The sequence below is a fragment of the Nonomuraea cypriaca genome (genome assembly GCF_015645445.1).
Lineage (GTDB): Bacteria > Actinomycetota > Actinomycetes > Streptosporangiales > Streptosporangiaceae > Nonomuraea > Nonomuraea cypriaca.
The window spans coordinates 19,716-30,994 of sequence record NZ_JADOGI010000124.1 but is presented as its reverse complement, the minus strand read 5'-3'; the positions used below and the strand labels follow the sequence as shown (position 1 = coordinate 30,994).

The following is an 11,279-nucleotide window of genomic DNA, read 5'->3' as shown; positions in this document are numbered from 1 at the left end:
GATCCGCGGCTGTCACCGCGCCTGCGTATTCCTGAGGCTGGGGCATGACGATACGGTCACACACCCCAGCCATCTCACGCTGAGAAACCGGACGATCGCTGAACGCGATCTAGGCATGTAGTACTAGCCCTACCCCGCACCAGCACACCAGGCCCATTTCGCGTCCCGGCCGGCGCTCAATACCTTTGAGGCATGAAAGTCCCCCGTCCATGGTCGGCGCGGGCGTGGCTCGACACGGCTCACGTGATGGTCGGTCTTCCTGTCGGCGTGGTGCTCGGCGGGCTGACGCTGCTGCTGGCCGTGGCGCCTCCCCTGCTGCGACACGGCCTGCCGTGGGTCACCCGGGTGCAACGCTCCAGGTTCGAGGCGTTCCTCGGGGCCCGCATCCCGCCCGTGCCCTCGCCGGCCGACTGGCGGCACAAGGCGACCTGGCGGCAGATCGGCTACCACGTGCTGTCGCCGTTCGTGAGCCTGGCGGGCGCGTTCCTGATGGCGGTGGTGTGGGGTGGCGCGGTGGTGGGGCTGATGTCGTTCCTGCCGCCGCGGTTCCAGGAGCCGCCGCTGGAGTTCGTCTTCGACCTCAGGAACGGCAGGGTCCTGGCCGTCTTCATGGCGATCGGATTCGGGCTGCTGATGCTCGCGCCTGTCCTGGCACGGGGCATGGCGGCGCTGGACCTGGCGGTGGCGCGTACGCTGCTCGGCCCGAGCCGTTCCGAGCTGGGCCAGCGGATCGAGACGCTCACCGAGAGCCGGGCGGGCGTGATCGACGCGGCCGACGCAGAACGCCGCAGGATCGAGCGGGACCTGCACGACGGCGCCCAGCAGCGGCTCGTGTCGCTCGCCATGAACCTCGGCCTGGCCAGGGCCACACTCACCGACCTGCCAGACTCGGCCCGCGAGGCGATCGAGCAGGCGCACGAGGAGGCGAAGCAGGCGCTCAAGGAGCTGCGCGACTTCGTCCGCGGCCTGCACCCGGCCGTGCTCAACGACCAGGGCCTGGACGCGGCGCTGTCCGGCGTCGCCGCCCGCGCGCCGTTCCCCGTGAAGCTGCGCGTCGACATCGAGCGGCGTACCTCTCCGACCATCGAGGCGGTGGCGTTCTTCATCGTGTCCGAAGCACTGACCAACATCGCCAAGCACGCGGCGGCCACCAAGGCCGAGGTGAGCGTGCGGCGCGAGCGCGACCGCCTGCACGTGCTCGTGTACGACGACGGCTGCGGCGGCGCCCGGCTGGACGGCGGCACCGGCCTGCGCGGCCTGGCCCAGCGGATCGACTCGGTGGACGGGTCACTCCGGATGTCCAGCCCGCTGGGCGGCCCGACGACGATCGAGGTGGAACTGCCGTGCGAGTAGTGCTGGCCGAGGACTCCGTACTGCTGCGCGAGGGGCTGATCAGGCTCCTCGACGCCGCGGACATGGAGGTGGTGGCGGCCGTGGACGAGGCCGAGGGCCTGCTGCGAGCGGCCGAGAAGCACCGGCCCGACCTGGTGATCACGGACGTCAGGATGCCGCCGTCGCACACCGACGAGGGGCTGCGGGCCGCGCTCGTGCTGCGCCGCCAGCAGCCCGGCCTGGCGGTCCTGGTGCTCTCGCAGTACGTCGAGGAGCGCTACGCCGCCCAGCTCCTCGCCTCCGCGGCGAACGGCGGCGTCGGCTACCTCCTCAAGGACCGGGTGGCGGACGTGGCGGAGTTCATCGACGCGCTGCGCAGGGTGGCGTCGGGAGGCACCGCACTCGACCCCGAGGTGGTCGCCCAGCTCCTGCTGCGCGGCAACAGCGACCCGCTCGAACGGCTGACGCCCAGGGAGCACGAGGTGCTCCAACTGATGGCGGAGGGCCGCTCCAACGCCGGCATCGGCCAGGCCCTGGTGCTCAGCGAGGGCGCGGTGGGCAAGCACATCGGCAACATCTTCACCAAGCTCGACCTGTCCCCGACGGAGGGCGACCACCGGCGGGTGCTCGCCGTGCTGCGCTTCCTCAAGATCAGGAGCTTGCCGTGAGGGCCGCCTGGCTGACTGCGGGGGCCGTGGTGACGATCATCGCGTTGACCGTCTCCACGGTGCTGCTCGCCCGCGGGTTCGCCAGGGCCAGGCCGCCGGTGGACACGACCCACAGGTCCATTCCGTTCGCCGAGGACGACGTCACCATCGAGGCGGGCAAGGGCCCGGTGAGCGTGCGCGTCACGGCGGGCCGGGCCGGCGAGCTGCTGGTCACCAGGAGGTTGGAGTGGCTCTCCGGGGAGCGGCCCGGCATCTCCGAGGAGTGGGAGGCGGGCACCGGCACGCTGCGGCTGGACGCGACCTGCTCCGGCGTCGAGGATCCGATCGTCGCGAGCTGCCGAGCCGACTACATGGTGTCCGTCCCGCCGGAGACCGACGTCGAGGCCAGTACGACCGGCGGCCGGCTCGACGTCAGCGTCGTCTTCGGCGACGTGCGCCTGAGCTCCGTCTCGGGCAGCATCGAGATGCAAGGTGTCTCCGGCGCCGTATGGGCCAGGACGGGCACGGGCGACATCATGGCGGACCGGCTCGATGGGGAGACGGCCGACGTGGAGGTCGGCTCGGGATACGTGCACATGTCGTTCGTGAACCCGCCGACGACCGTCAGAGCGGTGGTCAGGACGGCCGGCGGCGTCACCCTGAACCTGCCCAGCTCCCGGTACGACGTGTCGGTCGAGGCCGCCGAGAGCACACTCAGCGTGCTCAACGACAGCAGGTCACCGCGGAAGGTCACCGCGAAGGCGCCCGACGGCTTCGTCTCCCTGTGCTGTGAGTGAAGCTCTGTTTACCGCTCTGACTCATTGGTAAGTTCCGGGCATGGAGTCTGCGAAGCACGCCGGTGACGCCGCCGTCGCCGTGTCCAAGGCCTATGGTGTCGAAACCATGTTCACCCTCTCCGGAGGTCATGTCTTCCCCCTTTACGACGGCGCGGTGCACGAGGGCATGCGGATCCTCGACGTACGCCACGAGCAGAGCGCGGTCTTCGCCGCCGAGGCGACGGCCAGGCTGACCAGGAGCCCTGGGCTGGCCGTGCTGACCGCCGGACCCGGCATCACCAACGGCGTCAGCGGCGTCGCGACCGCCCACTTCAACGGCTCACCGGTGGTCGTCATGGGCGGGCGGGCGCCCCAGTCGCGCTGGGGCAGCGGCGCCCTGCAGGAGATGGACCACCCGCCGCTGCTCGGCCCGATCACCAAGCTGTCGTTCACCTCGGCCGGCGCGGAGTCGGTCGGCCAGGACGTCGAGTCGGCCTTCCGCACGGCCATCGCGCCCCACCGCGGCCCGGTCTTCCTCGACTTCTACATGGACCACCTGTTCTCCCCTTCGCCGGTGCACGACGTACGCACGCAGACGCCCTCGCCGTACGAGCCCGACCCCGACGACCTGACCGCCATCGCCAGGCTGCTGTCCGAGGCCGAGCGGCCGGTGCTGGTATACGGGTCGGACGTGTGGATGGATCGGGCCGAGGAGGCCGCCCGCGACTTCGCCGAGACCTGGAAGCTGCCGGTCATCCCCAACGGCCAGGGCCGCGGCATCCTGCCCTCCGGGCACGACCTGCTGGTCACCCGTGCCAGGGGGCTCGCCTTCTCGCAGGCCGACCTGGTGATCGTGGTCGGCACCCCGCTCGACTTCCGCCTGGGCTACGGCTGGTTCGGCGGCAAGGACGGCGCTCCGCTGGCCCGCGTCGTCCACATCGCCGACGCGCCGTCGCAACTGGCCACGCACATGCAACCGGCCGCCTCCGCCGCGGGCGACCTCTCAGTGGTGTTCTGGAGCCTCGGCACGGCGTGCGCCGACGCGGGGGTCAAGCCGGAGACATACTCCTCGTGGGTGTCAAAACTGTCCGAGACGGCCGCCGCGGCCATCGCGGGCGACGCCGAGCTGCTGGCCGCCGGCTCCGACCCCATCCACCCCATGCGCGTCTACGGCGAGCTGGACAAGGTCCTCGACGACGACGCCGTGGTGATCGGCGACGGCGGCGACTTCGTCTCCTACGCGGGCAAGTACGTCGAGCCGAAGCAGCCGGGCAACTGGCTCGACCCCGGCCCGTACGGCTGCCTCGGCACCGGTCTCGGCTACTCCATCGCCGCCCGCCTGGCCAGGCCCTCGTCGCAGGTGGTCCTGCTGCTCGGCGACGGCGCCGCCGGGTTCTCGCTGATGGACGTCGACACCCTCGTACGCCACAAGCTCCCGGTCGTCATGGTCTGCGGCAACAACGGCATCTGGGGCCTGGAGAAGCACCCCATGCAACTCCTGTACGGCTACGACGTCGCCGCCGAGCTGCAGCCCCAGTGCCGTTACGACCAGGTCGTGACGGCGCTGGGCGGGGGCGGCGAGCTGGTCACCAAGCCGTCGGAGATCGGGCCCGCGCTGCGCAGGGCGTTCGACTCCGGCATCCCTTACATGGTCAACATCGCCACCGACCCGGAGATCGCCTACCCCCGCAACACGACGGGGGTGTGAGCGGCGCTACGGCTTGGGCGTGCCACTCGGGGTGGGGCTCGGCGGCATATCCTCGGCGCAGACACCGTCGACGACGACGAGCTTGACTTCCTCGCCCTCCTCGAGTGACACCCCGGCGCGCGGCGTCGTCTGACTGACCTTGCCGCAGCGCATGCCGTTGGAGCTGGTCGTCTGGTCGATCTGAAGCACGGTCAACCCGGCCTCCACGACCCGCTCCTGCGCCAGCAGGTACGGCATCCCGACCACCTTGGGCACGAGCACCTTCTTGACGCTCGGCGAAGGCGAGCCGGACGGCGTGCCGGTAGGCGTCTTGGTGGGCGTCACCGTGGGGGTGGGCGACCTGTCCGGCTCTTCCGTCTTCGGAGTCTCCCTCGGCGGTCTCGTGGTCGGCGGCCTGGAATCGCGCGGCGGGTCGGCCGTGGGCGTCCTGGTGGGAGTCGTCTTCCTGCCCGGCGGCCTTGTCGTCGGCGTGTTCTTGGAGACGTCCTCGAAGGAGAAGGTCGGTTCCGGATCTCCTCCGGTGGTCATGCCCGTCAGCGCGACGGCGCCCGCGCCCGCGCCGAGCACGACCGCGGCCGCGATGCCCGCGATCAGCCCGGTCCTGCGCTGAGCCTTGGCGGCGCGGCGGCTGCCCCCGCGCCGCTCGGTCACCGCCGTCTCCTCGCCCGACCGAGGCGCCTGCGCCTGCTGCTGCGCACCGGTCTGGTACGCCTCCACCGGCGGCGCCATCGTGGCCCCGGTGGCCGGCGGCTGGACCGGCTCATGCATGGGCGGCGGCGTGTGACCGCGCGCCACCGTCCGCGCCGCCTCGCTCATCGCCCTGGCCGTCGGGTAACGCCTGCCCGGATCCTTCGACAGGGCGATCTCGACCAGCGTGCGCACCGCCGGCGGAATGTCGGGGGGCAGGGCCGGCGGCGCCTCGCGGATGTGCTTGAGCGCGATCGTGACCGCGCTGTCACCGTCGAACGGCCGCTGCCCCACCAGGCACTCGTACGCCACCACGCCGAGCGCGTAGATGTCGACGGCGGGCGTCACGGGAGCGCCCTCGGCCTGTTCCGGCGCGCAGTAGGCGGCGGTGCCCAGCACCATGCCCGCGTCGGTGAGCCGGTGGGCCATGTCGGAGCGGGCGATGCCGAAGTCGGTCAGCACCAGCGTGCCGTCGCGCTGCACGAGCAGGTTGCCCGGCTTGACGTCGCGGTGCACGATGCCCTGGTCGTGGACGGCCTGCAACGCCGACGCGGCCTGCGCGATCAACTCCATGGCCGACTGCGGCGGGATCCTGCCCAGCCTGGCCAGCAGCCGGTCGAGCGGCTCGCCGTCGACGAACTTCATCACGAGGTAGACGGTGTCGCCGCTGATGCCGTAGTCGTAGACGTCGACGACACCGGAGTGGTTGATCGTCGCCATCGCCCTGGCCTCCGCCTGGAACCGGGCGACGAACCCGGGGTCCTCCATGCGGCCGGGGAGCAGCACCTTGACGGCGACGGTGCGCGCCAGGACGATGTCCTCGCCGCGCCACACCTCGCCCATGCCACCGGCGCCGATGCGGGTATCCAGCCGATACCGCTCCGCCAGCGTCGTCCCTTGGGCCACCATGATTCCCCCGCTACCCCCCTACCTCTGTAACCTCTCCCACCCCGCGGTTCTCCAACAAAGCGAACTTTTGTCGCGGTGAGGTAACACAGTGGTCACGGAACTCAGAGAGTGTACGACTCACCTGTCCCACATGCCACTCAAACGCCTCAAGCCGTACAAACCCTATCCTGCGTCCTTACGTCGGTACTTGTCCGCGTTTCTCGGAAGTCAGCGCACAACTGATCAGAAATCTTCCTGACGCACGCACCGCGCACGAGAGTGTTTCTCGCAGGGCTTAGTAATGTGATCTTATGACGCTCACTCCCGGTCTCCGTTCGCAGCTGACCATCATGGTGGAGATGGAGGACACCGCCAAGAAGATCGGCAGCGGAGACGTGCCCGTGCTCGCCACGCCCCGGCTGCTGGCGCTGGCCGAGGCGGCGACCGTGCGGGCCGTCGAGCGGCAACTCGCGCCCGGCCAGACGTCCGTCGGCACCCGGGTCGAGCTGGAGCACCTCGCCGCCAGCCCGCTGGGCACACACGTGCGGATCGGCGTCGAGCTGACCGAGGTGGACGGCCGGCGGCTGGTCTTCGCCTTCGAGGCCCACGACAGGCACGCCGTCGTGGGCAGGGGCACGATCGAGCGCGTGGTGGTCGACCGCGCGAAGTTCCTCGCCCGCGCCGCCGGCGTCACTCGATGACGGCGATCAGGTCGCCTTCCTGGATCACGTCGCCCTCGGTCACCTTGAGCTGCGCCACCACGCCGTCGTCCTCGGCGAGCACCGGGATCTCCATCTTCATCGACTCGAGGATGACCAGCGTGTCGCCGTCGGAGACGGTCTCGCCCTCGCTGACGACGACCTTCCAGACATTCGCCACCATCTCAGCGCGTACCTCAGCCACCGGGACTCCCCTCTTTCGATGATTCATCAATCTATGTGGCCTAGGCGCGCATTCGCGCGACCAGGCCCGTGTCGTAGTCGCCGGTCACGAACTCCGGGTGTTCCAGCAGCTCCGAGCAGAAGGGCAGGTTGTTCTTCGGGCCTTCGACGATGAACCCGGCCACGGCCTTGCGGCCCAGCTCCAGTGCGTCGGCGCGGGTCTCACCGTACACGCAGAGTTTGGCCATCAGGGGATCATAGAACGGCGTGACCGTGTTACCCGCCTCGTAGCCCGAGTCCACGCGTACACCCTCGATCGCGGGCTCGCCCCAGACCGCGATCTTGCCTGGGCCGGGGAGGAACCGCTGGGGATCCTCCGCGTACACCCTGAACTCGATCGCGTGCCCGCCGGTCGCGATCCGCACCTCGGGGCTCTCCCCGGCCGCGACCCGCAGTTGCAGCTCGACCAGGTCGAGCCCGGTGACCAGCTCGGTGACCGGGTGCTCCACCTGCAGCCTGGTGTTCATCTCCAGGAACACGAAGTCCTGCGCGTCGGCGTCCACGAGACACTCGACGGTGCCCGCGCCCAGGTAGCCGACGGCCTCACCGGCGCGTACGGCCGCAGCCAGCATGCGCTCGCGCAGCTCCGCGGTGATCCCTGGGGACGGCGACTCCTCGACGACCTTCTGGTGCCGGCGCTGCACCGAGCAGTCGCGTTCGCCCAGCGCCACCACCCGGCCGTCGGGCAGGCCGAGGATCTGCACCTCCACGTGGCGGGCCCGCTCGATGTAGCGCTCAAGCAGCACGGCGGGCCCGTCGAGCGCGTCGCCGGCGAACCTGGCGGCCGCCCTCGCCGCCTGCTCGAACGCCTTGGCCAGGCCCTCGTCGTCGTCGGCCACGCTCATGCCGATGCCACCGCCGCCGCTCGCGGTCTTGACCATGACCGGGTAGCCGATCGTCTCGGCGGCCCGCAGGGCGAGCGACAGGTCGGTGACCGGCGCGCGGGTGCCCGCGGCGACCGGCACGCCGGCCGCCTCCATGAGGTTCCTGGCGTTGATCTTGTCGCCCATCCGGTCGATGGACTCGGGCGCGGGCCCGATCCACACCATCCCGGCGTCGATGACTGCCCTGGCGAACGCGGCGTTCTCCGCGAGGAACCCGTAACCGGGGTGAACCGCTTTCGCACCGGTCGCGCGGGCCGCCGCCAGCACCTTCTCCGCGTCCAGATAGCTCTGCGCGGGATTGGCCGGGCCGATCAGCACGGCCTCGTCGGCCTCGCGGACGAACGGCAGGTCCGCGTCGGCCTCCGAGTGAACGGCGATGGCGCGCAGGCCCAGCCGCTTGACCGTGCGGATGATCCGCCGCGCGATCTCGCCTCGATTAGCGATCAGAACGGGTCCGAGCGTCTCAGTAAGCACTCGCCCACCCTATGGCGATGATCGCTTAATCCCTTTCGCCCTAAACCACCGATCAGGCAAGCGCGATCTGTAGGAAAGCCACAATCGAGGAAACTCGCGGAACTCAGATGCGGCCGCGGTCGATCACCCGTGCGAGCGCCTCGATCGCATGAGGATCGTACGCGCCGCCGCCCGCCAGCCGGATCCGCTCCAGCGCCGCGCCCGCCCGATCGCGGTCGGTCGACGGTCCCACCAGGTCGTCGTAGGCGTTGGCGACCTTGATGATGCGACTCGACAGCGGCGGGTCGTCGGCGATCGGGTCGCACTGCCGCCTGACCACCTCGGCCACCCGGTCCAGCACGCCGGTCTGCCTGATCACCTCGGCGCCCAGCTCCGCGATCCGCCTGGCCTGCTCGGGCTCGGTGAGCACGGTGGCGCCGCCGGGGATCGGGTCGCGCAGCGAGAGCTGGCCGATGTCGTGCATCAGCGCGGCGTATTCGAGCTCCAGCAGCTCGGGCTCGGCCATGCCGAGCTCCCTGCCGATCGCCACGGCCAGCCGGCTCACCCGGCGCGAGTGGCCGGACTCGACGTAGCCGCCGACCTCGGTGACCCGCGACAGCGCGCGCACGGTCTGCAGGTAGGTGGCGCGGATGCCGGCGTATTTGCGGAAGGCCACCTGGGTGACCAGCAACGGCGCCGCGAACACCAGCAGCGCGACCAGGTCCATGCTGTGCGTGGCGAGCGCGAGCAGCACCCCGGACGAGCCCACGGCGGCGCCCAGCGGGAACGCCATGTTGATCTCGTCGCGCACCGCCACCCGGAACGCGGTGCGCACCTGCTCGGCCCTGAGCAGCGCGGCGATCAGCACGTCGATCAGCAACGTGACCGCGATGAGCGTGACCATCACCGCGAGTGCAGGCCACCAGGTGCTGGTGGGCGGCTTGGTCAGCGCATAGAGCGGGTCGGCCAGCGGGCGGAAGGCGAAGGCCAGCAGCGCGCCGGTGAGCAGCCGGCGAGCCATCGCGTCCAGCCGCGGCGGCCGGCCGACCGCCAGGTGCGGGAGCGCTCCAGCCAGCATCCCGACCGCGATCACGGCCACGACCTGCAGCGCGGAGTGGCGCAACGGATTCTGGCTGAGGTCGAGCAGCAGCGTGTAGCCGAGCGCGGCGGCCGCGCCGATGGGCGCGACCTCCCTGTTGCCCGGCATGGTCAGCCTGGCCAGCTCACCGACCGCGATCAGCGCGCCGAACCCGACGGCGATCTCTGTACGGTCGAGCCCGACGGCGGCGGTGTGCGCGATGCCCGCGATCGCGACGAGGCCGGCCGCGCAGATGAGCAGGAGCTGACCGGAGTCGAGCCGGCGCAGGACCGTGCCGAGCGATCGCTCCTGGCGTCTGGTGCGCGCTGTCGTGATCATGGCCCGGTCACGACCTCGATGGGCATCGTGGGGTCGTCGTGGTCCTTGATCGGGGCCTCGGCGGGGTCGGGCGGCGGCTCGACGCGCCGCGGCGGCTGCCACGGCTCGCGGTCCAGCGCCCGGATGAAGGCGGCGACCATGACCGGGTCGAAGTGGGTGCCCGCGCTCTTGCGCAGCTCGTCGACGGCCTCGCCGACGGGCCTCGCGCCGCGGTAGGAGCGGTCGGAGGTCATCGAGTCGAACGCGTCGGCCACCGCGATGACCTTGGCGAACTCGGGGATCTCGTCACCGGCGAGACCCATCGGGTAGCCGGTGCCGTCGTGGCGCTCGTGGTGGTGCATGATCCCGGCGTAGGCCTCGTCGAGGAAGCCGATCCCGCGGACGATCTCCAGCCCCCGCATCGGGTGCAGCTGGATCGCGGCGAACTCCTCCTCGGTGAGCGGCCCGTCCTTCTGCAGCACCTTGGTGGGCACGCCGAGCTTGCCCACGTCGTGCAGCATGCCCGCGTAGCGGATCGCCCGCGACCGCTCAGGCCCCATGCCGATCTCCTGCGCGATCATGGAGGAGGCGAGCGAGACGCGCGTGCAGTGGCCCCTGGTGTAGTAGTCCTTCGTCTCCACGGCCTGGCAGAGCGCCGCGATGGTGGCGTCGTAGGAGCGCTGCTGCGCGTGGTATTGCCCGAACGCCCACCGCGCCACGAACAACGGCAGCAGCACCAGCACCGCGGAGATCGACGCCACGGTCGCCCAGAGCCCGGCCACCAGCAGCCCGAACGTGCCGTAGCCCAGATAGGACAAGACGAACTGGGCCATGCCGCGCATCGGCACCTCGGCGGCCCGCCCGTTGGTGGCCAGCCCGATGATGGTCAGCATGAGCCCCATGTTGAGCACCACGAAGACGGCCGTTGCCGCCGCGTAGGGGCCGATGAGATCGTCGAACATGTTGACCTGCGGGACGCCCACCCGCCCGTCGAGCGCCACGTAGACCCGCCCGGCCACGTAGCCGCAGATGGCGAACTGCGCGCCGTTGAACAGCCGTTTGATCAGCGGCAGCCCCGGCCGCACGCTGAGCACCGCGGTGAGGCCGACCACCGCCGCCCCCTCGGGGCCGAGCAGCACCACGGCGGCCAGTGAGGCCGAGAAGCTGACCGACACCGCGGCCTGCTCCATGTTGAGCAGCGTCGGCATCGACTCGCACACCAGGAACAGCAGGGCGAGCACCAGCAGCACGTCGAGATCCGCCGGGGCCACCGGGGCGCCGGAGACGATCACGCTGCGTCCGATGAGAGCGGCCGCCGCGCCGATCACGGCGACCAGATAGACCCTTGCGGGCCACGGCAGGTCACGCATTGCGGCCCCCTACGGTGCTCAGGTCCAGGACACCCCTGGCGGCAGCGCGCCGCCGCCGATCATCAGGATGACCGGGGCGACCAGCACGATGGCCGTGAAAAGCCGGGCGACCGTAACCTTCGACATCCACATGCCTCCACGTAAGTCTTGTGGGGTTCACGCTACAGAAGAGCAGGTGATCACATGGGCGGAGGCGG

At 70.6% G+C, this 11,279-nt stretch carries 10 protein-coding genes; 5 read left to right on the top strand and 5 right to left on the bottom strand.

What is annotated here, in order from left to right:
• The first annotated feature begins 192 nt into the window (after window positions 1-192).
• Genes ITP53_RS33370 through ITP53_RS33355 form a run of 4 tightly spaced genes read left to right on the top strand, consistent with a single transcriptional unit; the run spans window position 193 to window position 4,463 of the window.
• A complete protein-coding gene (locus ITP53_RS33370; protein ID WP_195899440.1) occupies window positions 193-1,353 on the top strand; it encodes a sensor histidine kinase in 1,161 nt (386 codons plus the stop codon).
• Window positions 1,344-2,000 (top strand): response regulator transcription factor, encoded by a 657-nt coding sequence (locus ITP53_RS33365; protein WP_195899439.1) that lies wholly within the window; start codon window positions 1,344-1,346, stop codon window positions 1,998-2,000. Before ITP53_RS33370 ends, ITP53_RS33365 begins: the two co-directional genes overlap by 10 nt.
• On the top strand, window positions 1,997-2,776 hold the full coding sequence (locus ITP53_RS33360) for a DUF4097 family beta strand repeat-containing protein (RefSeq protein WP_195899438.1): 780 nt from the start codon (window positions 1,997-1,999) through the stop codon (window positions 2,774-2,776). The genes ITP53_RS33365 and ITP53_RS33360 overlap by 4 nt, the downstream gene beginning before the upstream one ends.
• 40 nt (window positions 2,777-2,816) lie before the next feature.
• The gene (locus tag ITP53_RS33355; RefSeq protein ID WP_195899437.1) at window positions 2,817-4,463 is read left to right on the top strand and encodes an acetolactate synthase; all 1,647 of its coding nucleotides are present in this window, start codon (window positions 2,817-2,819) and stop codon (window positions 4,461-4,463) included.
• A 6-nt stretch (window positions 4,464-4,469) separates the two neighbouring features.
• Here ITP53_RS33355 and ITP53_RS33350 read toward each other — a convergent pair whose 3' ends face one another.
• Window positions 4,470-6,059 (bottom strand): serine/threonine-protein kinase, encoded by a 1,590-nt coding sequence (locus tag ITP53_RS33350; protein WP_195899436.1) that lies wholly within the window; start codon window positions 6,057-6,059, stop codon window positions 4,470-4,472.
• A 290-nt stretch (window positions 6,060-6,349) separates the two neighbouring features.
• Here ITP53_RS33350 and ITP53_RS33345 point away from each other — a divergent pair, with 290 nt between their 5' ends.
• Window positions 6,350-6,739: a thioesterase family protein gene (locus tag ITP53_RS33345; RefSeq protein WP_195899435.1), complete on the top strand. Its 390-nt coding sequence runs from the start codon at window positions 6,350-6,352 to the stop codon at window positions 6,737-6,739.
• Here ITP53_RS33345 and ITP53_RS33340 read toward each other — a convergent pair.
• The 4 genes from ITP53_RS33340 to ITP53_RS33325 form a co-directional block, all read right to left on the bottom strand.
• On the bottom strand, window positions 6,729-6,941 hold the full coding sequence (locus ITP53_RS33340; RefSeq protein WP_328816571.1) for a biotin/lipoyl-binding carrier protein: 213 nt from the start codon (window positions 6,939-6,941) through the stop codon (window positions 6,729-6,731). The genes ITP53_RS33345 and ITP53_RS33340 overlap by 11 nt on opposite strands.
• Window positions 6,942-6,981: 40 nt before the next feature.
• Window positions 6,982-8,337 (bottom strand): acetyl-CoA carboxylase biotin carboxylase subunit, encoded by a 1,356-nt coding sequence (locus ITP53_RS33335; protein ID WP_195899433.1) that lies wholly within the window; start codon window positions 8,335-8,337, stop codon window positions 6,982-6,984.
• Between the two features lie 103 nt (window positions 8,338-8,440).
• Entirely contained in the window at window positions 8,441-9,733 is a 1,293-nt protein-coding gene (locus ITP53_RS33330) for an HD-GYP domain-containing protein (protein WP_195899432.1), read from the bottom strand.
• Window positions 9,730-11,082 (bottom strand): HD-GYP domain-containing protein, encoded by a 1,353-nt coding sequence (locus tag ITP53_RS33325; RefSeq protein WP_195899431.1) that lies wholly within the window; start codon window positions 11,080-11,082, stop codon window positions 9,730-9,732. The genes ITP53_RS33330 and ITP53_RS33325 overlap by 4 nt, the downstream gene beginning before the upstream one ends.
• Window positions 11,083-11,279: the final 197 nt, after the last annotated feature.

What these genes read in the sequence shown, in the direction of transcription:
- ITP53_RS33370 (WP_195899440.1), top strand. Translation starts at nt 193, where the DNA reads ATGAAAGTCCCCCGTCCATGGTCGGCGCGGGCGTGGCTCGACACGGCT.
- ITP53_RS33355 (WP_195899437.1), top strand. Translation starts at nt 2,817, where the DNA reads ATGGAGTCTGCGAAGCACGCCGGTGACGCCGCCGTCGCCGTGTCCAAG.
- ITP53_RS33350 (WP_195899436.1), bottom strand. Translation starts at nt 6,059, where the DNA reads ATGGTGGCCCAAGGGACGACGCTGGCGGAGCGGTATCGGCTGGATACC.
- ITP53_RS33345 (WP_195899435.1), top strand. Translation starts at nt 6,350, where the DNA reads ATGACGCTCACTCCCGGTCTCCGTTCGCAGCTGACCATCATGGTGGAG.
- ITP53_RS33330 (WP_195899432.1), bottom strand. Translation starts at nt 9,733, where the DNA reads ATGATCACGACAGCGCGCACCAGACGCCAGGAGCGATCGCTCGGCACG.
- ITP53_RS33325 (WP_195899431.1), bottom strand. Translation starts at nt 11,082, where the DNA reads ATGCGTGACCTGCCGTGGCCCGCAAGGGTCTATCTGGTCGCCGTGATC.